Consider the following 23,617-nt stretch of genomic DNA (forward strand, 5'->3'; position numbering starts at 1 on the left):
TGGGGTGGCCGGGCCGATTGCTTATAATCGCTACCCTGCCCCCGACTTACTGATCGCACCGATCGCCCGGACGCCCATGGAACCGAAACCGCAAACCGGCCCCCGCCGCACCAGGGACCGCATCCTCGACGTCTCGCTGCGCCTGTTCAACGAAGTCGGCGAACCCAACGTCACCACCACGACGATTGCGGAAGCCATGGAGATCAGCCCCGGCAATCTCTACTACCACTTCCGCAACAAGGACGACATCATCAACTCCATCTTCGTGCGCTTCGAGCAGGAGATGGAGCGGCGCCTGAAGATGCCGGACGACCACAAGGCCACGCTGGACGAAAGCTGGGGCTACCTGCAGTACATGTCCGAGTTCCTGTGGAACTACCGCTTCCTGTACCGCGACATCAACGACCTGCTGGCGCGCAACCGGATGCTGGAGACCAACTTCAAGCGCATCGTCGAGCAGAAGAAGCGCTTTGCGCACGAGATCTGCCGCCAGTTCATCGACGACGGCGAGATGGAAGCCACGGCCGAGCAGGTCGAGGCCATCTGCACCAACATGGTGGTGATCGCCACCTACTGGCTGTCGTTCCAGTTCGTGCAGCATCCGCGCCAGTACAACGACCCCGAGCAGATTCGCGGCTACCTGCACGGATCGAGCTACCACATCTTCTCGATCCTGGCGCCCTACCTGCGCGGCCGGGCCCGGGACGCATTCGACCAGCTGGCGCGCGACTACGCGGCAGCCAAGGCCGCAGCCGACGCGGCAAAGGAAGCAAAGTGAAATCGGTCTGCGTGTATTGCGGCTCCAGCCCCGGCAACCGTCCTGAATACGCCGAAGGCGCGCGCCTGCTAGGCCGCACGCTGGCCGAAAGCGGCCTGGCGCTGGTGTACGGCGGCGGCAAGGTGGGCCTGATGGGCATCGTCGCCGACGCCGTGATGGAACATGGCGGCAGCGCCATCGGCATCATCCCCGACGCGCTGATGCAGAAGGAAGTGGGCCACCGCGGCCTGACCGAGCTGCACGTGGTGCGCAACATGCACGAGCGCAAGCAGATGATGGCGGACCGTGCCGACGCCTTTATCGCCATGCCGGGCGGCGTGGGCACCTTCGAAGAGCTGTTCGAGACCTTCACCTGGCTGCAGCTGGGCTACCACGACAAGCCGGTGGGCCTGCTGAATGTCAACGGGTTCTACGACGGCCTGCTGGGTTTCCTTGCGCACGCAGTGCGGGAAGGCTTCATGAAGCAGGTGCATGCCGACCTGCTGCATGTGGCAGACACGCCCGCCGGCCTGCTGGGCCAGCTGGCGGCCGCTCCGCGCGTGCGCGTCGACAAGTGGCAACAGGCGCGCGACAAGACCTGAGCGCGCCCCTGCTGCCGGCCCGGTTCAGAACGACGAGCCCGGCTGCCGCAGGAACGCCAGTTCCTGCTCTGTGCTCTGCCTGCCCAGCACCGCATTGCGGTGCGGGAAGCGGCCGAAGCGCGCGATGATCGCGCGGTGCTTTTCGGCCCACTCCACCACATCCACCACGCCGCCGCTGGCCTCGCGCAGCTGCGTCATCAGACGCACTGCCTCGTCCTGGTCCTCCAGCGCCTCGGAATGCTCGAACGGCATGTAGCAGAACATGCGGTGGTAGTCCGTCGGCAGCTTGCGGTCCATGCCGGTGGCGACGATGCGCCTGGCCAGTGCCAGCGCCAGCGTATCGCTGCCGAAGCTGCGCGGATCGTTGCGGAACATGTTGCGCGGGAACTGGTCCAGCAGCACCACGCGCGCGCAGGCGCCTTCGGGCGTGACCGACCAGTCGTCCGGGGCCCCGTCGCAGGCGACCTGCCAGTCGGACAGGAAGTTGGTGCGGATCTGCGCATCGAAGGCGTCCGACTTGGTGAACCATTGCGGGCGCTCGGTATTCCAGGCGGCAGAACCGGGCTGGCCGAACCACAAATCGAGCAAACGCACGGCGTCTTCAGGCAGTTGGTCTGTCATGAACTTGCGAAACCTTTCGGTTGAAAGAAGGGAGCGGCGGCGCCTCAGCGCGCCACGTTGCGCATCCAGTCGGCGGTCTGGAAGAACGCCTGCATCAGGCGCAGCTGCAGGTCTTCGGACAGGCCGATGTCCTGCATTGCCAGCGCCATGCAGCGCATCCACTGGTCGCGCTCGCTCACGCCGATCTCGAACGGCATATGGCGCGCGCGCAGGCGCGGGTGGCCGAAGCGCTCGATAAAGTGGTTGGGACCGCCCAGCCAGCCGCACAGGAACCAGAACAGCTTGTCGCGCGAGCCCTCCAGCGAGGGCGGGTGCAGCGCGCGCAGCCCGGCGAACTGGGTCTCCAGGTCCATCAGGTCGTAGAAGCGGTCGACCAGCTCGCGCACGCGCGCTTCGCCGCCCACCAGCTCAAATGCAGTCACCTCGGCCGTGCCGGGCTTGTCGTTGGATTCAGTACTCATCACACACTCAAACAGCGCAGCCACTCAGGCATCACGCAAGGTCGCCAGCGCGGGCTGGCGCAGCACTTCGCGCAGGCCCAGCCAGCCGCCGGCAAAAGCGCACAGCATGCCAGAAACCACGCCCACCGGCACGATCCAGGCATTGAAGCGGTACGGGAAATCGAAGACGAACTGCGACAGGCCCCAGCCCACCGCGATCGCGCCCAGGCTGGCCAGGAATCCGGCCAGGCCGCCCACCACCAGGAACTCGGCGTACTGGGTCTGGCGCACCAGCGCGGCCGAGGCGCCCAGCGCCTTGAGCAGGCCCGCGTCGCGCATGCGCTCGTCACGCGCGCCGGACAGCGCCGCGTACAGCACGGTCACGCCGGCGGCCAGCGTGAACACGAAGAGGAACTCCACCGCCGCGATCACCTGGTCCAGGATGTCCTGGATCTGGCGCAGGATCAGGTCGGTATTGACCACGGTGATGTTGGGGAAGGCCGCGATCAGCCGGTTGCCCAGCGCCGTGCTGGCGGGCGGCAGGTGGAACGACGTGATGTAGGTCTCGGGCAGCCCCTGCATCGCCTGCGGCGGCAGGATCACGAAGAAATTGACCCGCATCGAGCCCCAGTCCAGCTTGCGCAGCGAGGTCACGCGGGCCTGCACCGCCTGGCCGGCCACGTCAAAACGCAGCGTGTCGCCAAGCCGGATGCCCAGCGTCTTGGCGATGCCCTCTTCCACCGAGGCGCCGGCGTCCGGGCCGTTGGACCAGCGCCCGGCAATCACGCGGTTGCCCTCGGGCAGCGCATCGGTATAGGACAGGTTGAATTCGCGCTCGACCAGGTTGCGCGCGCGCCCGTCCTCGAAGCTGTCGCCGCGGATGGCGCGCTCGCCGATATGGGTCAGGCGCCCGCGCACCATCGGGTAGAGCAGGTCGTTGATGCCGGCGCCGGCCAGCATCTGGCGCAACGGTTCGCGCTGGTCCGGCTGGATATTGATGATGAAGCGGTTGGGCGCGTCGGCCGGCGTGGCCTGGCGCCACGAATCGACCAGGTCGTTGCGGGTCATGCCGAGCAGCAGCAGCGCCATCAGCCCCACCGCCAGCGCCACGGTCTGCAGCACCGTGACCGCGCGGCGGCGTTCCAGCACCGCCAGCGCAAAGCGCCAGCCCATCGCCGCGCGCCCGCGCAGGCGCCCGCGCAGCAGGCGCGACAGCAGCGTCAGCAGCCCCAGCGCCAGCACCGCGAAGACCACGCCCGCGGCGACAAAGCCGCCCGCGGTGGTCAGCCCCAGCCGCAGGTCGCGCGCCGCCACCAGCAGCAGCGCGACAAAGGCGCCCAGGCCCAGTGCATAGGCCACCCAGGCCGACACCGGCGGCAACCCGATATCGCGGCGCAGCACCCGCAGCGGCGCCACCCGTGTCAGCGCCAGCAGCGGCGGCAGCGCGAACCCGGCCAGCAGCACCAGCCCCGCCAGCACGCCCACCAGTGCCGGCAGCAGCGACGGCAGCGGCAGCGACACCCGCAGCAGCCCGCCCAGCGACAGCAGCAGGCCATAGTGCGCCAGGTACCCGAGCAGCACCCCGGCGAGCGCGCCCGCGGCCCCCACCAGCAGGAACTCCAGGCCGAAGGCGCGCAGGATCTGCCCGCGCGACAGCCCCAGGCACTTGTAGACCGCGCAGGCATCGGTGTGGCGCTGCATATAGCGGCGCGCCGACATGGCGATGGCCACCGCCGCGATCATCGACGACAGCACTGCCACCAGCGACAGGAAGCGCTCGGCGCGGTCCAGCGTGGCACGCATCTGCGGCTGGCCCGACTCCAGCGACTCGACCCGGGTATTGCGCAGCTTGCGGCGTCCGATCTCGTCCTGCGCCCATTTCTGGAAGGCAGCGCCGGCGGCGTCGGGGCCGGCCACCAGCAGCCGGTAGGTCACGCGGCTGCCCCAGCCGATCAGCCCGGTGCTGTCCAGGTCCGACAGCGGCATCAGCACGCGCGGCGCGAAGTTCATGAAGCCGGTGCCGCGATCAAGCTCCTGCGTGATGATGCGGTCGATGCGGAAGCTGCGGCTGCCCAGTTGCAGGGTGTCGCCCACGGCAACCCCCAGGGCGCCCAGCAGCGCCTCGTCGACCCATACCGTGCCCGGCGCGGGAATGCCTTCGGCGGGCGCATCCGGCGCCCCCGCCGCACTGGCCACCTTGAGCTTGCCCCGCAGCGGATAGCCGTCGGTCACCGCCTTGAGCGCGGCCAGCTGGCTGGGCGCGTCGCCGCCGGCCGGCGCCTTGCCGTTGGCAGTCGCCATGCTCGGGAAGGTGACGGTCTGGGCCACGGCCAGCCCCGCCGCTTGCGCACGCTGCGCGAAGGCGGCATCGAAAGGCTGGTCAGCCACCAGCAGTACGTCGGACGCGATCATCTGGCGCGCGTCGCGCTCCAGGCCCAGCCGCATGCGGTCGGCCATGAAGCCCACGCTGGTCAGCGCGGCCACGGCCAGCACCAGCGCAAACAGCAGCAGGTAGAGCTCGCCGGCAATCCAGTCGCGCCGCGCCATGCGCAGCGCCTGGCCCCAGGCGGAGAAGCGACCGCCATGCGCGGGGCGCGTGCCGGCGGGGTTGGCGGCCGTGGCCGGGGCTTCGATGGCGGACTCGGGAGGCATCGGTTGCTTTGGTTCTTGGTTTCTGGCGGCGGCGCGCCTCGGGTCAGTCGAAAAAAAACGGGAATGGCCGGGAAGCTAGCGGGGTGTGCCAGGCCGCTCGGTCCTGCCGCGCAGGCTCGCATGCAGCCGGCGCACGCCGCGCCACAATTTCGGCAGCAGCCACACCGACACCAGCAGGAAGACCACCAGCAAGACCAGGAACACCACCGGCAGGAAGAACGCCAGCAGCAGGCTGCCGGTCGCGGTCAGGTCTTCAGTGAATGAGGCCGTCCAATTGGAGAACGGTTCCGGCGACACATTGATCAGCGCGCGCGTGCCCGCCTTGACCGCATGCGCGGTGCCGGCCAGCGTGCCGCCGATCAGCCCTGCCGCCACCATCCACTGCGGATCCAGCTGGCCGAAGGCGGCGGCGGCCAGGATCGCGCCGGCGGGAATGCGGATAAAGGTATGGATGCCGTCCCAGACGGTATCGAACGCGGGCACCTTGTCGGCGACGAATTCGGCCACGGCCAGCACGGCGGCCACGCCGATGACCCACCAGGATTCCAGCGGCTGCAGCCCGGGCGGCAGGTCCAGCCAGCCCAGGCGCGCCAGCACGCCGGCGGCCAGCACCGCAAGGTAGAGGCGAAAGCCGCTGGCCCAGGACATGCCCGCGGCCAGCGCGGCGGTTTCCAGCATGGCGCTCCTTGCAAGGGTCTGGCGCAAGCCGATGCAAAACCGCGGTGCGCCTGGCAGGGAGTGTAATACGGACCGGGCCGCGCAGCCGCGCGCCCGTCGGCGTCATGCCGCCCGGCTCGCCCTCAGGCGTCCACCTTGCCGCCCGGCCCGAACCACGGCAACGCCTCCTGCGGGGTCAGGATGCCGGCCGGCTCGGCCATGTTGTAGCCGGGCAGCGTTTCGATGCGCCGGGCAAAGGCCGGGTCGGCCAGCAGCGCCAGCAGTGCTGCCATCCAGCCGGCGGTCTGGTCGTTCTTGCGCAGCGCCAGGTAGTAGGCCTCGCGCGTCAACGGCACAAAGGCCAGCCCATGGGCCTCGGCATTCATGCGCAGCCCGAAGCCCACCTGCGCGCGGCCGCCGTGCACGGCCTCGGCCACCTTCTCGTTGCTGAACTCGGTCTCGTCGTAGCCGGCGATCTGGTCGGGGTACAGGCCCTGCGCGGCCAGCAGCTGGTCGAACAGCATGCGCGTGCCCGAACTGCGCTGCCGGTTGACGAAGCGCGCCTGGGTGCGCGCCAGGTCGCGCAGGTCATGCACCTCGCGCGCCACCTCCGGCGCCAGGATCAGGCCCTGCTCGCGCCAAGCCAGCCGCAGCAGCCGCACCGCGGCCGGCCGCAGCCACTTGCGCAGCGTCACATGCGCGACCGAGCCCGCGGTCTGCACCGGCGAGACATAGAAGCCGGCCAGTTCCGACTGCCGCTCCTGCAGGCAAATCAGCCCCTCCACGCTGCCGCAAAACACCGTATCGAGCTGCAGCGAGGTTCCTGCCTCGCCCAGTGCGGCGGCCAGCACCTCCACCGCCGGGTCATGGCTGCCGGTGAAATGCACCTGCGACTGCGGCTGCTGGGCATCGTCCAGCTCGGCAATGAAGTCCGCCATGGCCTTCTGCACCACCGGGTCGACCGATTCGCGCAGGCGCAGCTCGGCGCGCAGCAGGCGTTCGCCGAAGCGGGTCAGCGAGGCACCGCGGCCGCGCTCCATATCGAGCACGCTGCGCCCGAGCATTTCCTCCCAGGTCCGCATCACGCCCCAGGCATGGCGGTACGACAAGCCGATCTCGCGCGCGGCGCGGTGCAGCGACCCGGTTTCGCGCACGGCCTTGAGCAGCTGGAACACCTTGCCATTCGCGCGCGGATTGTCGTCTGGCGCGATCACCGGAAACAGGTCAAAGCGGAAGATCATATGTCCTCCGCAGCATATTTACTTGTCGATCTCGGCTGGACCACAATGAATACCCCATTCTTATGTTCTTTTGCCGCATTCTCCATGAGATCGAAAGGCAAAAGCAATTATGTCTGGAAAAACATAATACAAAGGAGCCACCGCATGTCGCCTCGCCTTGCCCAACGCCTGCGCCGCCCAGCGCGCCATCTCGTTGCGATGGCCTGCGCAGGCCTGCTGTCGGCGGCCCATGCCGGGGAACTGAAGCTGGCCACCACCACCAGCACCGAGAACTCGGGCCTGCTGAAATACCTGCTGCCGCGCTTCGAGCAAAAGGCGGGCGTCACCGTGAAGGTGATCGCGGTCGGCTCGGGCAAGGCCATGAAGATGGGCGAGATGGGCGACGTCGACGTGCTGCTGGTGCACGCGCGCAAGGTGGAAGACGCCTTTGTCGCGGCCGGCTACGGCGTGAACCGCCGCGACGTGATGTACAACGACTTCATCGTGGTCGGCCCGGCCAGCGACCCGGCAGGCGTCAAGGGCGGCAAGGACGTGCTGGCGGGGTTCCGCAAGCTCGCAGGCAGCAGCAGCAAGTTCATCTCGCGCGGCGACAACTCCGGCACCGACGTGATGGAGAAGGACTACTGGAAGCAGCTCGGCATCGAGCCCAAGGGCCAGCCGTGGTACGTCAACGCCGGCCTGGGCATGGGCGAGGTGCTGACCATGGCCGCGCAGATGCCGGCCTATACGCTGTCGGACCGCGCCACCTACGGCGCCTATCGCGCCAAGACCGGCCTGGCCATCGCCATCGAAGGCGATCCGAAGATGTTCAACCCGTACGGAATCATCGCGGTCAACCCCGCCAGGCATGCGGGTATCAACCACACGGATGCGATCAAGCTGGTGGAGTGGATCACGTCAAAGGAAGGACAGGACGCGATTGCCGGGTACAAGGTGGAAGGCGAGCAGTTGTTCTTCCCGAGCTACAAGGCAAAGTAAGCCCCCTCGCCTGCTGCCCGGCCCGCTCAGCCGGCCTCTGCCTCCAGCCGCGGCAACTGCGGCAGGTCCGCCGCCACCTCGGCGATCATGCGCCGGATCCACATCACATCCGGCGCCGCATGGCAGCGCTCGTGCCACAGCTGGTAGAAGCGCATGCGCGGGAACGACACCGGCGAGGGCACCATGCGGATCGGCAGGTACTGCGCGTAGTGCGCAGCAAACTGGCGGCCGGTGGTAAAGACCATATCCGTCTTCATCAGCACATACGGCACCAGGCCGAAATACGGCAGCGTGACCTGGATATTGCGCTTGTAGCCCTGCTCGGCCAGCGCCTGGTCGATCATGCTGCGCTGCATCGACGCATACGGCGCCGGGGCCAGGTGCGGCATCTCCAGGTAGTGCTTGAGCGTCAGCCCCTTGCGCGCCAGCGGATGCTGCGCGCCCAGCATGCACACCACCTCGTCGTCGAACAGCGGCGAGATATGCAGGTGCTCAGGCGGCGACAGCCAGTTGCCGACCACGATATCGAGCTGCCCCTGCTCCAGGTCGTCCAGGAAGTCCGACGACGACGTCATCGGATGCACGAACAGCTTGGCGCCCGGCGCCAGCCGGCGCACGCGCTCGACGATATTGGGCAGGAAGAACGCGTCCAGGTAGTCCGGCGCGCCCAGGTGGAAGGTGCGCGTGGTGGTGGCCGGGTCGAACTGCTGCGGCGGGCGCGCGATGCGGTCCATCGCCGCCAGGCTCTGCTCGGCCAGCGCCAGCAGTTCGCGGCCGCGCTCGGTCGGCACCATGCCGTTTTTGCCCCGCACCAAAATGGCATCGCCGGTGATCTCCCGCAGGCGCTTCAGGGTATTGCTGATGGCGGGCTGGGACTGGCCCAGGCGCACGGCCGTGCGGGTCACGCTCTGCTCGGTCAGCAGGGTGTGAAGCACCCGCAGCAAATATGTATCGAGATGGTCGCGTCCGTGCATGGCGATGGCGGCCCTCCGGCGGGGGCCAGATGGGTGGCGTGGGGGATGGGAACGGCGCATAGTGTATGACAGGCGCCCCACAAACGGTCAAATCACCTCCTCCAGGGGGGCGCCTGGCGGTGCGGCGGGGCACCAATCGGGCCGCCCGCTGATGGGGCATATCACCTGGGCCGAATATTGCATGAAAGGCCAGGGTGCTATGTTTCCGCCATCACCAAGAGAGAGAAGACCATGGAGACGCAAACCATCCGCTTTTTCCACCGCGGCCAGGTCAAGGAAGTATCCGACGCCCCCATTACCCGCACCGTGCTGCAGTACCTGCGTGAAGACGCGCGCTGCACCGGCACCAAGGAAGGCTGCGCCGAAGGCGACTGCGGCGCCTGCACCGTCGTGGTCGGCGAGCTGCAGGACGGCGGCGATGTCGAATTCAAGGCGGTCAACGCCTGCATCCAGTTCCTGCCCACGCTCGACGGCAAGGCTCTGATCACGGTCGAGGACCTGCGCCAGGCCGACGGCAACCTGCACCCGGTGCAGGAAGCCATGGTCGAGTGCCACGGCTCGCAGTGCGGCTTCTGCACTCCCGGCTTCGTGATGTCGCTGTGGGCGCTGTACCAGCAGCACACCCCGGGCGGCGAAGCGCCCTCGCGCCAGACCATCTGCGACGCGCTGACCGGCAACCTGTGCCGCTGCACCGGCTACCGCCCGATCATCGACGCCGGCGAGCGCATGATGGCCCTGCCCGCCCCTACGGCGGACAAGCTCAACCCCAAGCAGATCGCCGACACCCTGCGCAACCTCAAGCGCGGCGAGACCTTCCGCTACCGCGCCCAGGGCCAGGAGTTCTTTGCCCCGCGCAGCGCGGCCGAGTTCGGCGCGATCAAGGCGGCACAGCCCGATATCCGCATCCTGGCCGGCAGCACCGACGTGGGCCTGTGGGTCACCAAGCAGTTCCGCGAGCTGGGCAACCTGCTCTACGTGGGCCAGGTGGAAGACCTGAACCACATTGAGGAACGCGACGGCATGGTCGAGATCGGCGCCGCCGTGACGCTGGAAAAGGCCTACGCCGCACTCAACGCCGCACACCCCGAGCTGGAAGAGATGTGGAAGCGCTTTGCCTCGCTGCCGATCCGCAATGCCGGCACGCTGGGCGGCAATATCGCCAACGGTTCGCCCATCGGCGACTCGATGCCGGCGCTGATCGCGCTGGGCACGGAAGTGGTGCTGCAGCACGGCGAGACGCGCCGCACGCTGCCGCTGGAAGACCTGTACCTGGCCTACCAGAAGACCGCGATGCAGCCGGGCGAATTCGTCGCCGCGCTGCGCGTGCCGGTGGCCGGCCCGCAGCACTTCCGCACCTACAAGCTGTCCAAACGCTTTGATGAGGATATTTCCGCCGTGTGTGCCGCATTCGGCATCACCGTGCAGGACGGCCTCGTCACGCAGGCGCGCATCGCCTTCGGCGGCATGGCCGCCACGCCCAAGCGCGCCGCCGCCACCGAGGCGGCCCTGACCGGCCAGCCGTGGGATGAAGCCACCGCCCGCGCCGGCATGGCCGCGCTGGCGCAGGACTACACGCCGCTGTCCGACATGCGCGCGACCGCGTCTTACCGCAGCCGCGGTGCCGCCAACCTGCTGTACCGCTTCTGGCTGGAGACCCGCGCCGAAGCGCTGCCCGCGGCAGCCGTCAACGTCCGCGCCATCGGCGCCGGCGCCACTGAAACCGCCACGGCCTGAGCCAGAGAAAAAGGAAAGCATCGGCATGAACAAGCAAACCGAACCCTTCCTGCTCGACGCCACCGCCGAACAGGTCTCGCAGGTCGGCATCTCGCGTCCGCATGAATCCGCCCACCTGCACGTGGCCGGCACCGCCACCTACACGGACGACATCCCCGAGCTGGCCGGCACGCTGCACGCCGCGCTCGGCATGAGCACCCGCGCGCACGCCCGCATCAAGTCGATCTCGCTCGACAAGGTGCGCGCCGCGCCCGGCGTGGTCGACGTGCTGACGGTGGACGACATCCCCGGCACCAACGACTGCGGCCCGATCATCCACGACGACCCGATCCTGGCGCGCGACGTGGTCCAGTTCATCGGCCAGCCGGTCTTTATCGTGGTGGCGACCTCGCATGACGCCGCGCGCCGCGCCGCCCGCCTGGGCACCATCGACTACGAAGACCTGCCCCCGGTGCTGTCGCCGCAAGCCGCGCACGAGGCCGGCAGCTATGTGCTGCCGCCGATGCACCTGACGCGCGGCGAGCCCGCTGCGCGCATCGCAAGCGCGGCCCACCAGGACAGCGGCAAGATCCACCTGGGCGGCCAGGAGCAGTTCTACCTGGAAGGCCAGATCTCGTACGCCGCGCCGCGCGAGAACGACGGCATGCAAGTGTGGTGCTCGACCCAGCACCCGACCGAAATGCAGCACGCGGTGTGCCATATGCTCGGCTGGCAGGCGCACCAGGTGCTGGTCGAATGCCGCCGCATGGGCGGCGGCTTCGGCGGCAAGGAGTCGCAGTCGGCGCTGTTCGCCTGCTGCGCCGCGCTGGCCGCCTGGAAGCTGATGTGCCCGGTCAAGCTGCGCCCGGACCGCGACGACGACATGATGATCACCGGCAAGCGCCATGACTTCGTGTTCGACTACACCGTGGGCCACGACGATGAAGGCCATATCGAGGGCGTCAAGGTCGAGATGGTGTCGCGCGCCGGCTTCTCGGCCGACCTGTCGGGCCCGGTGATGACCCGCGCCATCTGCCACTTCGACAATGCCTACTGGCTGCCGAACGTGCAGATCGACGGCTACTGCGGCAAGACCAACACGCAGAGCAATACCGCCTTCCGCGGTTTCGGCGGCCCGCAGGGCGCGTTCGCGGTCGAGTACATCCTGGACAATGTCGCCCGCACGGTCGGCAAGGATTCGCTGGACGTGCGCCGCGCCAACTTCTACGGCAAGACCGAGCACAACGTCACGCCCTACGGCCAGACCGTGGAAGACAACGTCATCCACGAGCTGATCGACGAACTGGTGGCCAGCAGCGAATACCGCGCCCGCCGCGAAGCCACGCGCGCCTTCAACGCCACCAGCCCGGTGCTGAAGAAGGGCATCGCCATCACCCCGGTGAAGTTCGGCATCTCGTTCAACGTGGCCCACTTCAACCAGGCCGGCGCGCTGGTGCACGTCTACAACGACGGCTCGGTGCTGGTGAACCACGGCGGCACCGAGATGGGCCAGGGCCTGAACACCAAGGTGGCGATGGTGGTGGCGCATGAGCTCGGCATCCGCATGGAACGCGTGCGCGTGACCGCGACCGATACCAGCAAGGTGGCCAATACCTCGGCCACCGCAGCTTCCACCGGTGCCGACCTGAACGGCAAGGCCGCGCAGGACGCCGCGCGCCAGATCCGCGAGCGCCTGGCCGTGTTTGCCGCGCGCAAGGCCGGCGTGGAGCCGTCCGAGGTGCGCTTCAACGATGACCTGGTCAGCGCCGGCGAGGTGCGCGTGTCGTTCGGCGAGCTGGCGCGCGAAGCCTACGTGGCGCGCGTGCAGCTGTGGTCCGACGGCTTCTACACCACGCCCAAGCTGCACTGGGACCAGAGCAAGCTGCAGGGTCGCCCGTTCTACTACTTCGCCTACGGTGCCGCGTGCTCTGAGGTCCTGGTCGACACGCTCACCGGCGAATGGAAGCTGCTGCGCGCCGACGCGCTGCACGACGCCGGCCGCTCGCTGAACCCGGCGATCGACATCGGCCAGGTCGAAGGCGCGTTCATCCAGGGCATGGGCTGGCTGACCACCGAGGAACTGTGGTGGAACAAGGACGGCAAGCTGATGACGCACGCCCCGTCCACGTACAAGATCCCGACGGTCAACGACTGCCCGGAGGAATTCAACGTGCGCCTGTTCCAGAACCGCAACGTCGAGGACAGCATCCACCGCTCCAAGGCCGTGGGCGAGCCGCCGCTGCTGCTGCCGTTCTCGGTGTTCTTCGCGATCCGCGACGCCGTGGCTGCCGTTGGCGACTACCGCATCAACCCGCCGCTGAAGGCCCCGGCCACCAGCGAGGCGATCCTGGACGCCGTCGACGCCGTGCGCGAAGCCGCGGCGCAGCCAGCCTGAGCTGGCGGAACGATCGCAGGAAGCGCGCGCCTGCGGGCGCCCCCGGACTTTCCCCCCTTGGCCGCGTTGACGGGCATGGGGCCGGTGGAAGAAGCAGGCGCGCGCCACCCTTGCGATGACACAGCGCAGGCAGCACCACAGCATCAAGCAGCAACCAGGCAACACCGACAAGGCCCCCGACATGCAGGACGCACCGCTCAAACCCTTCCGCTTCGCCGACGCCGCCCGCATGGTGCGCGCCGGCGTGCCGGCGGCGATGGTCACCATCGTCGAGGTCAAGGGCTCGGCCCCGCGCGAGGCCGGCATCCGCATGCTGGTCAGCGCCGACGACCTGGTCGGCACCATCGGCGGCGGCCACCTGGAGTGGCGCGGCATGGATATCGCGCGCGAGATGCTGGTGCGCGGTGAACAACGCCGGATCGAGCGCATCCCGCTCGGGCCGGCACTGGGCCAGTGCTGCGGCGGCGTGGTGCAGCTCGCATTCGAGGTGCTGGGCGAAGCCGACCTGCACTGGCTTGACGCGGTCGAACGCAATTTCACCGCCGGCAAGGCACTGCAGCGCCAGGTGCCGGCCAGCGGCGCGATCACCCATGGCGACAGCCATGCCGTGACCCCCGGCGTAACGCTGCACGCCGACGGCAGCTGGACCGATACGCTGGTGCCCGACACCATGCACGTGGTGCTGTTTGGCGCGGGCCATGTCGGCCATGCACTGGTCAAGGTGCTGGCCACGCTGCCGTGCCGCGTGCACTGGGTCGACGAGCGCGACACGCTGTTCCCCGGCGGGCTGCCCGACAATGTCGAGGCCGAGGCCAGCGACACGCCCGAAGCGGTAGTGGCGCAGGCGCCCGCGGGCAGCTACTTCCTGGTCATGACGCACAGCCATGCGCTGGACCAGACCCTGTGCGAAGAAATCCTCAAGCGCACCGATTTCGCCTACTTCGGCCTGATCGGCTCCAAGACCAAGCGCGCGCGCTTTGAACACCGCATGGCCGAGCACGGCATCGACCCGGCCCGGTTTGCGGAAATGACATGCCCCATGGGGGTTCCCGGGATTACCGACAAGGCTCCGGCTATGATTGCGGTAGCCATCGTCGCCCAGCTGCTCCAGGTCCGCGAACAGCGCCTTGCCGCGCTGCGTCTGGGCCGCCCGGAGGCGGTGCATCCCTGAACCCGTGCCGCCGGCCCCGCCGGCAGGCACAGAAAAGCCCAGAAACGAGGCCCCCATGACCATCGATGCCGCGCTCGCGGAACAGATCCGCCGCACTCCCAAGGCCGAACTGCATGTGCATATCGAAGGCACGCTTGAGCCGGAACTGATCTTCCGGCTCGCGCAGCGCAACCAGGTGGCGCTGCCCTATCCCAGCGTCGAGGCGCTGCGCGCCGCCTACGCCTTCACCGACCTGCAGTCGTTCCTGGACATCTACTACGCCGGCGCCAGCGTGCTGCTGACCGAGGAAGATTTCTTCGACATGACCATGGACTACGTCAAGCGCGCCGTCGCCGACAACGTCCGCCACGCCGAGATCTTCTTCGATCCGCAGACCCATACCGCGCGCGGCGTGCCCATCGGCGTGGTGATCGACGGCATCGCCGATGCCCTGGCCCAGGCGCGCACCGAATATGACTTCTCCAGCAGCCTGATCCTGTGCTTCCTGCGCCATCTGCCGGAGGAAGACGCCTTCGCCACGCTGGAGGCCGCGCTGCCCTACCGCGACCGCTTTGTCGGCGTGGGCCTGGATTCGTCCGAGCGAGGCAACCCGCCCGAGAAGTTCGCGCGCGTGTTCGCCAGGGCGCGCGAGCTGGGCCTGCACCTGGTGGCCCACGCGGGCGAGGAAGGTCCGGCGCAATACGTCACCGACGCGCTCGACATCCTCAAGGCGCAGCGTATCGACCACGGCGTGCGCGCCATCGACGATCCGGCGCTGGTGGAACGCCTGGCGCGCGAGCGCGTGGCGCTGACCGTGTGCCCGCTGTCCAACGTCAAGCTCAAGGTCTACCCGGACCTGCGCGACCACCCGCTCAAGCGCATGCTCGATGCCGGCGTGGTGATCACGCTGCATTCGGACGATCCTGCCTACTTCGGCGGCTATATGAACGCCAACTGGGAAGCCACCTTCGAGGCGCTGCCGCTGGACGCGGCCGATGCCCACAAGCTTGCCCGCAACAGCTTTGAAGCGGCCTTCCTGCCTGCCATGCAGAAGGCCGAATTCCTGGCGGAAGTCGACCACTTCTGGTCGAGCCCGCCCAAGTCCCCGCCCGCAACGGCCCCAGCGGCCTGAGCGCGGCGCATGCCAATAGCCCGGCCCGCTGCTTGAACCATGCCGTTCCGCGCGGGCCGGCCACAAGAGACACACCATGACGACCAACCCCAAGACTGACTCCCTCACCCGTGCCATTCGCGGCCGCGTGCTGCATTTCCTGCGCGATCCGCAATTCCATGAGGATGCATATCAGTATTGGGACGACGGGGTGCTGATCGTCACCAACGGGCGCATCGCCGCTGCCGGCGACTATACGCAGCTGGCTGCGCGCATTCCGGCCGACGCCGAGATCGTCGACCACCGCGGCAAGCTGATCGTGCCCGGCTTTATCGACACCCACGTGCACTACCCGCAGACCGACATGATCGCGTCGCCGTCGCCGGGCCTGCTGCACTGGCTCGAGACCTACACCTTCCCCGAAGAGCGCCGCTTTGCCGATCCCGACTACGCGCGCGGCGTGGCCGGCTTCTTCACCGAGGAACTGCTGCGCAACGGCACCACCAGCGCGGTGGTCTGGAGCACGGTGCACAAGGCCTCGGCCGAGGCCCTCTTTGCCGAAAGCGAGGCGCGCAACCTGCGCATGGTCACGGGCAAGGTGATGATGGACCGCAACTGCCCGGAATTCCTGCGCGATACGGCCGAGACCGGTGCCCGGGACTCCGCCGACCTGCTCTCGCGCTGGCATAACAAGGGACGCCTGGCCTACGCCATCACACCGCGCTTTGCCCCGACCTCGACCGAGGCGCAGCTGGCCGCCTGCGGCGAGCTGGCGCGCGCCTATCCGGACGCCTTTATCCAGACCCACGTGGCCGAGAACCGCGACGAGGTCAAATGGGTGGCCGAGCTGTTCCCGGACGCGCGCAGCTACCTGGACGTGTACGACCGCTACGGCCTGCTGCGCCCGGGCGCGATGTACGGCCACGCCATCTACCTGGACCAGGACGACCGCCGGCGCCTGGCCGACAGCGGCGCCGCGGTGGCGCATTGCCCCACCTCCAACCTGTTCCTGGGCAGCGGCTTCTATGACTTCCACCAGTCCGACGCCAACCGCCTGAACGTGACGCTGGCCACCGACGTCGGCGGCGGCACCTCGTTCTCGATGTTCCGCACCATGAACGCGGCGCACAAGGTGGCGCGCATGGGCGGCTACTACCTGACCGCGCTGCGCATGTTCTACCTGGCCACCCGTGCCGCGGCCGAGGCGCTGGGCTGGACCGACCGCGTCGGCAGCTTCAGCGTTGGCTGCGAGGCCGATTTCATCGTGCTGGACCCCAAGGCCACGCCGCTGATCGCCCGCCGCAGCAACCGCTCGGAAACGCTGGAAGAAGAGCTGTTCGCCTTTGCCATGCTGGGCGACGACCGCGTCATCGACAGCGTCTATGTGATGGGCGAGGCCGCCCACGTGCCGGCCGCCTGATCCGTCACCTGGCCAGCAGCCGCCCGCCGTCATGCGGCGGGCGCGCTTTTACCGCTTCGCCCCCGCCTCCGGCTTGACGACCGTCAAGGCCGTCTTCGACAAAGCCTTCTAACCTTGCGGTTCCGCCGCGGCCGTTCTGCGCGCCGTGCGCCCTTACCCATCCGACCGCAATCAGAAGGTTCCGCATGACCGCTTTCCAATCCGCCGCTCACGCCCCTGAGCGCGCCAGTGGCCCGCATGACGTGCCCCATGCCGCGCGCAAGGGCGCGCCCAACCACGCCCCGCTGCCGGAGCCGATTGCGCCGGACGCCCCGCTGCCCTCGCGCAAGATCATCCGCGGCTGGCTGATCCCGCTGGGCCAGCGCAGCACTCCGCGCGCACTGCTGCTGTTCGCCTTCGACTACCTGTTGTTCGGCGCCGTGCTGGCCGGCGTGGTGCTGGCGCAGCACTGGGCCGCCAAGCTGGCGCTGGGCGTGCTGGCCGGGCTGATCATCGCGCGCCTGTTTATCATCGGCCACGATGCCTGCCACCAGAGCCTGACCCCGCGCCGCGGCCTGAACAAGTGGCTGGGCCGGCTCACCTTCCTGCCCTCGCTGACGCCGTACAGCCTGTGGGAAGTCGGCCACAACGTGGTGCACCATGGCTATACCAACCTGAAGGGCTTCGACTTCGTCTGGGCGCCCTACTCGCTGGAAGAATTCAACGCGCTGCCGCGCTGGCGCCGCGTGATGGAGCGCATCTACCGCACTGGCTTCGGCCCGGGCCTGTACTACCTGGTGGAAATCTGGTGGTGCAAGATGTTCTTCCCCAGCAAGCGCCAGATGGCCACGCGCCGCCCGATCTTCACCGGCGACTGTGTGCTGGTAGCCGCCTTCGGGCTGGCCTGGATCGGCGCGCTGGCGGGCCTGGCGCTGGCCACGGAGCAGTCGGTGTGGTTGCTGACCGGCGCGGGCTTTGTGCTGCCATTCCTGGTCTGGAACGTCACCGTCGGCTTCGTGCTGTATGTGCACCACACCCACACCAGCGTCGCCTGGTATGACACCAAGGCCATGTGGGCCAAGGCACAGCCCTTTGTCTCGACCACCGTGCACCTGCGCTTCCGCCACGGCATCGGCGCGGCGCTGCACCACATCATGGAACACACCGCGCACCACGTCGACATGAGCGTGCCGCTGTACCGCCTCAAGCGCGCCCAGGCACTGCTGGAGCACGCGCTGCCGGGCCGCATCATCATCGAGAACTTCTCCTGGCGCTGGTATTTCGATACCGCGCGCCGCTGCAAGCTCTATGACTTCAAGGCCCTGTGCTGGACCGATTTCCGCGGCCGCCAGACCAGCGACAACGCGCCTGTACCCGGCTGAGGGTGCAGGCCTTGTGGCGGGGGCAGGTGGACGCCTGCCCCCCCCGCCGCTATAATTGCCGCTTCCATTGGGGAGTAGCCGCCCTGCTCTCACCGCGCCGCGCAATGCGGACTCCGGGGGACAGGGGCGTACGTCAACAGACTTGACCGCTTGCGGTTATGGCGTGCGCAGCTCCGGACCCGCCCGGCCGTACTGATACGGACCCGGCAGCGTCCAGCCTGGCGAGACCGATGACCATACCTTTCTGGCCGGGCCGGGGAAGGTGTGCGTCATTGGCATCTCGCGATGCATTGCGGCCCGGTTACCCACAAGACCAATATGGAAGCCTTCCTCGTCTCCACAGGCATCGTCGCCCTCGCTGAAATGGGCGACAAGACGCAATTGCTGTCGCTGGTGCTGGCCGCGCGCTACCGCAAGCCCGTTCCCATCATCCTTGGCATCCTGATCGCCACGCTGTTCAACCACGGCTTTGCCGGTGCGCTCGGCGGCTGGATCACGCATGTGCTGGGCGAAAGCCTGCTGCGCTGGATCCTGGGCCTGGGCTTTATCGCAATGGCGGCATGGATGCTGATCCCCGACAAGCTCGACGACGCCGAACAAGCCAGGCCGGTCAAGGGCGCCCTTGGCATCCTCGGCACCACCATCGTGGCCTTCTTCTTTGCCGAGATGGGCGACAAGACCCAGATCGCCACCGTGGCGCTGGCCGCGCGCTTCAGCGATGCGGTGATTGCCGTGGTGGCCGGCACCACCTTCGGCATGATGGTCGCCAATGCGCCGGCGGTCCTGCTTGGCGACAAGTTTGCCAACAAGATGCCGATCGGACTGGTGCACAAGATCGCGGCGGGGATTTTCCTGGTGCTGGGGGTGCTGGCGTTGCTGAATATCGGCGGATAAGTCGCCGAAAAAAAACGGGGCACAAGGCCCCGTTCAAACCCTCGCCGGTCCGGTACTGACGGTTGCCAACTGCACAACCCTCCGGACCGTCGATCACCGATGCTCGGAATTCGCGGGCCGGCGGCACGCGCCGGCCCTGATGCTTTTCAGATCAGGCCACCCTCAGTTGGTGGTCTTGGCACCGCCTTCGAACCACTGGCCCAGCAGGGCGCGTTCGTCGTCGGTGATCTGCGTCACGTTGCCCAGCGGCATCGCCTTCTGCTGCACGGCCTGCTGGTAGATCAGCTGCGCGTGGGCCTTGATGTCTTCCGCGGTATCGAGCTTGATGCCCTTGGCTGCGGTCGGCATCATCTTCGGCTGCTCGGCGTGGCACTGCACGCAGCGTGCGTTCATCACTTCCTGCACCTTGGCAAAGCTGACGGCGGTGGCGGCTTCACCACCTTCTGCCTTGGCCACGGCCGGGCGCGGTTGCGGCGCGATCAGCACGGCGACCACGGCCAGCACGGCAACGCCGGCTGCGGGCCAGGCCACGTTGATCTTGCCCTTGTGCTTGAGGATGAAGAACTGGCGGATCAGCACACCGGCGAGCATGATCAGGATCAGCGCGGCCCAGTTGTACTTGTAGCTGTAGGTCATGCTGTAGTGGTTCGACAGCATCGCGAACAGCACCGGCAGCGTGAAGTACGTGTTGTGCACGCTGCGCTGCTTGGCGTTCTTGCCATGGACCGGATCGACCGGCTGGCCCGCACGCAGCGCGGCAACCACCTTGCGCTGGCCCGGGATGATCCACACCAGCACGTTGGCGCTCATGATGGTGGCGATCATCGCACCGGTCAGCAGGAACGCCGCACGGCCCGAGAACAGGTGGCACGCCACGTAGGCAGCCACGGCCACGTAGATCGCCACCAGCACGCCCACGGTCTTGTCGCTCTTGCCGAACACGCGGCAGATCACGTCATAGACCACCCAGCCCGCGGCCAGGTAGGACAGCGCCAGGCCGACCGCCGCGCCGGGCGACATGTCGTAGACGTTCTTGTCGATCAGGAACGTGCTGGCGTTGAACAGGTACAGCACCACCAGCAGGCCGAAGCCGGTCATCCACGTGGAATACGACTCCCAGTAGAACCAGTGCAGGTTCTCAGGCAGCGTCTTGGGTGCGGTCAGGTATTTCTGCGGGTTGTAGAAACCGCCGCCGTGCACGGCCCACAGCTCGCCGCCGACACCCTTCTCCTGCAGGTCAGGATCGGTGGGACGGGTCAGGCTGTTGTCGAGCCAGACGAAATAGAACGAGGAGCCGATCCACGCGATCGCCGTGATGACGTGCACCCAGCGCAGCAGCAGATTGGCCCAGTCGAGAATGTAGCCTTCCATGTCTTGTCTCCTGTTTCCCTATGCCACCGCTTCAGCTGCCGCGGTAGGTCGAGTACGACCAGGGCGAGACCAGGAGGGGCACGTGGTAGTGCGCGTTGACATCGGCAATGCCGAAGCGCAGGGGCACCACGTCCAGGAAAGCCGGCTCGGGCAGCTGCGTGCCTTGCGCGCGGAAGTAGTCGCCCGCGGCGAATTCCAGCTCGTACACGCCAACGGCGAAGTCCGCACCTTCCAGCAGCGGCTGGTCGCAACGGCCGTCGTGGTTCGTCACGACTGTCTTCAGGGTTTCGCGTCGATTGTCGACAATTTTATGAAGAGTAATCGACATGCCCTTGCCGGGCGTGCCGGCAGCGGTGTCGAGTACGTGTGTGGTCAAGCGTCCCATCGTGTTTTTCCTTAGGCGATTGGGTTGTGAGGGGCGCCGCTGCCTTCACTAGCACCATTTGTGGGAATGGTGCCCGCTCGGTACGTCTGGTAACGCATCCCGGCGCTGGGTGGTGCGTGGCGACAATGCGCCTGCACTACCCGGTTGGCAATTCAGGGATTTCCCTGAGTTGTCGAAAACCTGAGTCGGTTTTGTTGACAATATTGGAGCAGTAACCAAATAATTGTCAACAATTTTTGGATCACCGCTGCCTGATGTCCAGGATTTGCGGTGCCCCGCCTGACTGCTGGTGCCACGATGTCCAAGAGCCTGAAGCTGATTGCCGCCAACGCCGAAACCAAGGCCGACGCCGAGCCGACCGAAATCCAGGCGGGCAAGCCCGCCAAGCCCGCACGCAAGGGCTCGGTCGAAGAGCGCATGTATCACGAGATCTACGACGCGATCATGGAGCACCGGCTGCCGCCGCGCACCAAGCTGACCGAGCATTCCCTTTGCGAGATCTATGCCACCGCGCGACACACGGTGCGCAAGGTGCTGTCGCACCTGGCCGCCGACGGCATGGTCGACCTCGAACCCAACCGCGGCGCCTTTATCGCCAGCCCCTCCACCGACGAAGCGCACGACATGTTCGAGCTGCGCCAGATGCTGGAACGCGCGGTGCTGGAAAAGCTTGCCGGCATGCCCGACGTCAAGGCCGTGATCGCGCCGCTGCGCCAGATGGTGGCCAGCGAGCGCCAGGCCTTCCTCACGCATGACCGGCCCAAATGGATCCGCCTGTCCGCCGAGTTCCATACGGCGCTGGCGGAACTGTCGGGCAATGCGCTGCTGGTCAACATGATGCGCCGGCTGGTGTCGCGCACCACGCTGATGATCGCCAGCGTGGAAGCCCCGGGCAACAACGCCTGCTCGTTCGATGAACACGAAGAGATCCTCGACGCACTCGAACAGGGCAATGCCGCGCTGGCCCAGTCGCGCATGGCGCACCACCTTGGCGCCTGCGCCGACCGCGTGCAGCCGGACGAGCCGGGCAACTTCGATCTTCGCAGCGTGCTAGGCCGCTCCACCTAGCACGGTGTTCCCGCCCCTGCCCCCAACTACAAGGCCAGACCTGATCGGCAAACAGCACCCGGCTCACCGACGAGAGTGCTGAGACGACAGGCAGATAACGGTCCGGAGACCCTCCGGGATCCAGGACCGGGGCCATGGCAGTGGTGTTCCCATCAAACCAAAGGAGAGGAGACGCACCCATGAATTCCGCAAGCACCACGGTCCCGACGGACCTCACCAACGAGCGTTTGCCTTCCGGGCGCCTGCTCGCGCTCGGGTTGCAGCACGTTCTGGTGATGTACGCCGGCACGGTTGCCGTGCCCCTGATCGTTGGTGGCGCGCTCAAGCTGCCCAAGGACCAGCTGGCGTTCCTGATCAACGCCGACCTGTTCGCCGCGGGCCTGGCCACGCTGATCCAGGCCTTTGGTTTCTGGAAGTTCGGCATCCGCCTGCCGGTGATGATGGGCGTGACTTTCGCCTCGGTGGCGCCGATGATCGCCATCGGCACCGATCCCAATGTCGGCCTGCTCGGCATCTATGGCGCGGTGATCGCATCGGGGATATTCGGCATCCTGATCGCGCCGATGATGGGGCGCATGCTGGGACTGTTCCCGCCGGTGGTGACCGGCACGGTGATCACGCTGATCGGCGTGTCGCTGATGCGCGTGGGCATCAACTGGGCGGCCGGCGGCCAGCCCACCACCCGTGCCGTGATCGACGGCGTGGTCAAGGAGGTGCCCAACCTCGCCTACGGCGACCTGGCCAACCTCGGCATTGCCGGCCTGACGCTGCTGATCATCCTGCTGCTGACCAAGTACGGCCGTGGCCTGGTGGCCAACTGCGCAGTGCTGCTGGGCATCATCGCCGGCACGCTGGTGGCGATGGCGATGGGCAAGGTGTCCTTCGAAGGCCTGGATGAAGCCAGCTTCGTCGCCGTCATCACGCCGCTGCACTTCGGCATGCCGACCTTCGAAGTGACCGCCATCCTGTCGATGTGCATCGTCATGCTGATTACGCTGGTGGAGTCCACCGGCATGTTCCTGGCGCTGTCCGACATCACCGGCAAGAAGCTGAGCAACGAGGACCTGACCCGCGGCCTGCGCGCTGACGGCCTGGGCACCGTGATCGGCGGCATCTTCAACACCTTCCCGTATACCTCGTTCTCGCAGAACGTGGGCCTGGTGACGGTGACCGGCGTGCGCTCGCGCTACGTGGCGGCTGCCGGCGGCATCATCCTGATCGCCTTCGGCCTGTTCCCCAAGATGGCCCACGTGGTGGCCTCGGTGCCGCAGTTCGTGCTGGGCGGCGCCGGCATCGTGATGTTCGGCATGGTGGCCGCCACCGGCATCCGCATCCTGGGTTCGTGCGATTTCAACCGCAACCGCCACAACCTGTTCATCGTCGCCATCTCGATCGGCGCCGGCATGATCCCGACGCTGGCACCGACCTTCTTCCAGTACCTGCCGAAGTGGACCGGGCCGTTCACCCACAGCGGCATCGTGCTGGGCACGATCGTGGCCGTGGCGCTGAACCTGTTCTACAACGGCATCCAGTCGCGCGAGGAGGCCATGCGCAACGCCGCCGCCAACTCGCACGGCACCGAGTAACTGAAGCAACGGTATCGAAGTATCCGACACCGCCGCCGGCACGACTGGCACGTTCATTGCGTGATGGTCGGCGCTTGCGGGCGGCGCGGCGGTGCCGGGCGTTTTCCTGAAGCAAGCAAAGACACATGACAAAAGATAACTATCCACGCGATCTCATCGGTTACGGCGCCCGGCCGCCGCACGCCCGCTGGCCGGGCGGTGCGCGCGTTGCGCTGCAGTTCGTCCTCAACTACGAAGAAGG

20 protein-coding genes, 1 pseudogene and 1 riboswitch are annotated in these 23,617 nt (G+C 67.4%); of the genes and pseudogenes, 13 read left to right on the forward strand and 8 right to left on the reverse strand.

All coding sequences use genetic code 11. The features are described 5' to 3' along the window. Positions 1–76 precede the first annotated feature (76 nt). Both AC1Q6V_RS16485 and AC1Q6V_RS16490 read left to right on the forward strand, forming a co-directional pair. Complete coding sequence (locus AC1Q6V_RS16485; RefSeq protein ID WP_454749328.1) at positions 77–778, forward strand: TetR/AcrR family transcriptional regulator; 702 nt, start codon at positions 77–79, stop codon at positions 776–778. Then, on the forward strand, positions 775–1,359 hold the full coding sequence (locus AC1Q6V_RS16490; protein ID WP_010809155.1) for an LOG family protein: 585 nt from the start codon (positions 775–777) through the stop codon (positions 1,357–1,359). Before AC1Q6V_RS16485 ends, AC1Q6V_RS16490 begins: the two co-directional genes overlap by 4 nt. Before the next feature lie 24 nt (positions 1,360–1,383). Here the strand turns inward: AC1Q6V_RS16490 and AC1Q6V_RS16495 are convergent, their stop codons facing one another. The 5 genes from AC1Q6V_RS16495 to AC1Q6V_RS16515 all read right to left on the reverse strand — a co-directional run bounded on the left by AC1Q6V_RS16495 (position 1,384) and on the right by AC1Q6V_RS16515 (position 6,970). Next, positions 1,384–1,980, reverse strand: coding sequence for a DUF924 family protein (locus tag AC1Q6V_RS16495; protein WP_454749327.1), 597 nt, complete (start codon positions 1,978–1,980; stop codon positions 1,384–1,386). A gap of 44 nt (positions 1,981–2,024) precedes the next feature. Continuing rightward, a complete protein-coding gene (locus AC1Q6V_RS16500) occupies positions 2,025–2,441 on the reverse strand; it encodes a group II truncated hemoglobin (RefSeq protein ID WP_010809157.1) in 417 nt (138 codons plus the stop codon). Positions 2,442–2,465: 24 nt separating this feature from the next. Further along, positions 2,466–5,072, reverse strand: a complete 2,607-nt coding sequence (locus AC1Q6V_RS16505; protein ID WP_454749326.1) for an ABC transporter permease — start codon at positions 5,070–5,072, stop codon at positions 2,466–2,468. Positions 5,073–5,147: 75 nt separating this feature from the next. After that, positions 5,148–5,750 (reverse strand): DUF4126 domain-containing protein, encoded by a 603-nt coding sequence (locus AC1Q6V_RS16510; RefSeq protein ID WP_035819914.1) that lies wholly within the window; start codon positions 5,748–5,750, stop codon positions 5,148–5,150. 122 nt (positions 5,751–5,872) lie between these two features. Then, positions 5,873–6,970 (reverse strand): substrate-binding domain-containing protein, encoded by a 1,098-nt coding sequence (locus AC1Q6V_RS16515; RefSeq protein WP_454749325.1) that lies wholly within the window; start codon positions 6,968–6,970, stop codon positions 5,873–5,875. Positions 6,971–7,114: 144 nt separating this feature from the next. Here AC1Q6V_RS16515 and AC1Q6V_RS16520 point away from each other — a divergent pair, with 144 nt between their 5' ends. Then, entirely contained in the window at positions 7,115–7,948 is an 834-nt protein-coding gene (locus AC1Q6V_RS16520) for an ABC transporter substrate-binding protein (RefSeq protein ID WP_010809161.1), read from the forward strand. 26 nt (positions 7,949–7,974) lie between these two features. Here AC1Q6V_RS16520 and AC1Q6V_RS16525 read toward each other — a convergent pair whose 3' ends face one another. After that, positions 7,975–8,922, reverse strand: coding sequence for a LysR substrate-binding domain-containing protein (locus tag AC1Q6V_RS16525; protein WP_010809162.1), 948 nt, complete (start codon positions 8,920–8,922; stop codon positions 7,975–7,977). Between the two features lie 231 nt (positions 8,923–9,153). On the opposite strand from AC1Q6V_RS16525, the gene xdhA reads away from it, so the two are divergent. From xdhA to AC1Q6V_RS16560, 7 genes are all read left to right on the forward strand, one after another. Next, on the forward strand, positions 9,154–10,656 hold the full coding sequence (xdhA, locus tag AC1Q6V_RS16530; protein ID WP_010809163.1) for a xanthine dehydrogenase small subunit: 1,503 nt from the start codon (positions 9,154–9,156) through the stop codon (positions 10,654–10,656). Between the two features lie 25 nt (positions 10,657–10,681). After that, complete coding sequence (xdhB, locus tag AC1Q6V_RS16535) at positions 10,682–13,030, forward strand: xanthine dehydrogenase molybdopterin binding subunit (protein WP_454749324.1); 2,349 nt, start codon at positions 10,682–10,684, stop codon at positions 13,028–13,030. A 181-nt stretch (positions 13,031–13,211) separates the two neighbouring features. After that, positions 13,212–14,201 (forward strand): xanthine dehydrogenase accessory protein XdhC, encoded by a 990-nt coding sequence (gene xdhC, locus AC1Q6V_RS16540; protein ID WP_454749366.1) that lies wholly within the window; start codon positions 13,212–13,214, stop codon positions 14,199–14,201. A gap of 55 nt (positions 14,202–14,256) precedes the next feature. Then, positions 14,257–15,312: an adenosine deaminase gene (locus AC1Q6V_RS16545; RefSeq protein ID WP_010809166.1), complete on the forward strand. Its 1,056-nt coding sequence runs from the start codon at positions 14,257–14,259 to the stop codon at positions 15,310–15,312. 76 nt (positions 15,313–15,388) lie between these two features. After that, positions 15,389–16,711 (forward strand): guanine deaminase, encoded by a 1,323-nt coding sequence (gene guaD, locus AC1Q6V_RS16550; protein ID WP_011614840.1) that lies wholly within the window; start codon positions 15,389–15,391, stop codon positions 16,709–16,711. A gap of 185 nt (positions 16,712–16,896) precedes the next feature. Beyond that, the gene (locus tag AC1Q6V_RS16555; protein WP_010809168.1) at positions 16,897–18,072 is read left to right on the forward strand and encodes a fatty acid desaturase; all 1,176 of its coding nucleotides are present in this window, start codon (positions 16,897–16,899) and stop codon (positions 18,070–18,072) included. Between the two features lie 57 nt (positions 18,073–18,129). Further along, positions 18,130–18,277: riboswitch (yybP-ykoY riboswitch) on the forward strand. A 113-nt stretch (positions 18,278–18,390) separates the two neighbouring features. Beyond that, positions 18,391–18,966 carry a TMEM165/GDT1 family protein gene (locus AC1Q6V_RS16560; RefSeq protein WP_010809169.1) on the forward strand — a complete coding sequence of 192 codons (576 nt, stop codon included), beginning with the start codon at positions 18,391–18,393 and terminating at the stop codon, positions 18,964–18,966. A gap of 162 nt (positions 18,967–19,128) precedes the next feature. On the opposite strand, the gene AC1Q6V_RS16565 is transcribed toward AC1Q6V_RS16560, so the two are convergent. Both AC1Q6V_RS16565 and uraH read right to left on the reverse strand, forming a co-directional pair. After that, positions 19,129–20,337, reverse strand: a complete 1,209-nt coding sequence (locus tag AC1Q6V_RS16565; protein WP_010809170.1) for a urate hydroxylase PuuD — start codon at positions 20,335–20,337, stop codon at positions 19,129–19,131. A 31-nt stretch (positions 20,338–20,368) separates the two neighbouring features. Then, positions 20,369–20,722: a hydroxyisourate hydrolase gene (gene uraH, locus AC1Q6V_RS16570; RefSeq protein ID WP_454749323.1), complete on the reverse strand. Its 354-nt coding sequence runs from the start codon at positions 20,720–20,722 to the stop codon at positions 20,369–20,371. A gap of 297 nt (positions 20,723–21,019) precedes the next feature. Here uraH and AC1Q6V_RS16575 point away from each other — a divergent pair, with 297 nt between their 5' ends. The 3 genes and pseudogenes from AC1Q6V_RS16575 to AC1Q6V_RS16585 form a co-directional block, all read left to right on the forward strand. Then, entirely contained in the window at positions 21,020–21,790 is a 771-nt protein-coding gene (locus AC1Q6V_RS16575) for a GntR family transcriptional regulator (protein WP_454749322.1), read from the forward strand. Between the two features lie 179 nt (positions 21,791–21,969). Next, positions 21,970–23,376, forward strand: a complete 1,407-nt coding sequence (locus tag AC1Q6V_RS16580; protein ID WP_010809173.1) for a nucleobase:cation symporter-2 family protein — start codon at positions 21,970–21,972, stop codon at positions 23,374–23,376. Between the two features lie 125 nt (positions 23,377–23,501). Beyond that, positions 23,502–23,617, forward strand: a pseudogene (locus tag AC1Q6V_RS16585) (allantoinase); the annotation flags it as partial.

Source organism: Cupriavidus sp. GW823-FHT07B10, from assembly GCF_058794355.1.

Bases quoted from the DNA above. Each gene is read 5' to 3' on its own strand.
- xdhB (WP_454749324.1), top strand. From the start codon at position 10,682: ATGAACAAGCAAACCGAACCCTTCCTGCTCGACGCCACCGCCGAACAG.
- AC1Q6V_RS16580 (WP_010809173.1), top strand. From the start codon at position 21,970: ATGAATTCCGCAAGCACCACGGTCCCGACGGACCTCACCAACGAGCGT.
- AC1Q6V_RS16500 (WP_010809157.1), bottom strand. From the start codon at position 2,441: ATGAGTACTGAATCCAACGACAAGCCCGGCACGGCCGAGGTGACTGCA.
- AC1Q6V_RS16505 (WP_454749326.1), bottom strand. From the start codon at position 5,072: ATGCCTCCCGAGTCCGCCATCGAAGCCCCGGCCACGGCCGCCAACCCC.
- xdhA (WP_010809163.1), top strand. From the start codon at position 9,154: ATGGAGACGCAAACCATCCGCTTTTTCCACCGCGGCCAGGTCAAGGAA.
- AC1Q6V_RS16565 (WP_010809170.1), bottom strand. From the start codon at position 20,337: ATGGAAGGCTACATTCTCGACTGGGCCAATCTGCTGCTGCGCTGGGTG.
- uraH (WP_454749323.1), bottom strand. From the start codon at position 20,722: ATGGGACGCTTGACCACACACGTACTCGACACCGCTGCCGGCACGCCC.
- AC1Q6V_RS16485 (WP_454749328.1), top strand. From the start codon at position 77: ATGGAACCGAAACCGCAAACCGGCCCCCGCCGCACCAGGGACCGCATC.
- AC1Q6V_RS16545 (WP_010809166.1), top strand. From the start codon at position 14,257: ATGACCATCGATGCCGCGCTCGCGGAACAGATCCGCCGCACTCCCAAG.
- AC1Q6V_RS16515 (WP_454749325.1), bottom strand. From the start codon at position 6,970: ATGATCTTCCGCTTTGACCTGTTTCCGGTGATCGCGCCAGACGACAAT.
- AC1Q6V_RS16575 (WP_454749322.1), top strand. From the start codon at position 21,020: ATGTCCAAGAGCCTGAAGCTGATTGCCGCCAACGCCGAAACCAAGGCC.
- AC1Q6V_RS16520 (WP_010809161.1), top strand. From the start codon at position 7,115: ATGTCGCCTCGCCTTGCCCAACGCCTGCGCCGCCCAGCGCGCCATCTC.
- AC1Q6V_RS16510 (WP_035819914.1), bottom strand. From the start codon at position 5,750: ATGCTGGAAACCGCCGCGCTGGCCGCGGGCATGTCCTGGGCCAGCGGC.
- AC1Q6V_RS16525 (WP_010809162.1), bottom strand. From the start codon at position 8,922: ATGCACGGACGCGACCATCTCGATACATATTTGCTGCGGGTGCTTCAC.
- AC1Q6V_RS16495 (WP_454749327.1), bottom strand. From the start codon at position 1,980: ATGACAGACCAACTGCCTGAAGACGCCGTGCGTTTGCTCGATTTGTGG.
- guaD (WP_011614840.1), top strand. From the start codon at position 15,389: ATGACGACCAACCCCAAGACTGACTCCCTCACCCGTGCCATTCGCGGC.
- xdhC (WP_454749366.1), top strand. From the start codon at position 13,212: ATGCAGGACGCACCGCTCAAACCCTTCCGCTTCGCCGACGCCGCCCGC.
- AC1Q6V_RS16560 (WP_010809169.1), top strand. From the start codon at position 18,391: ATGGAAGCCTTCCTCGTCTCCACAGGCATCGTCGCCCTCGCTGAAATG.
- AC1Q6V_RS16555 (WP_010809168.1), top strand. From the start codon at position 16,897: ATGACCGCTTTCCAATCCGCCGCTCACGCCCCTGAGCGCGCCAGTGGC.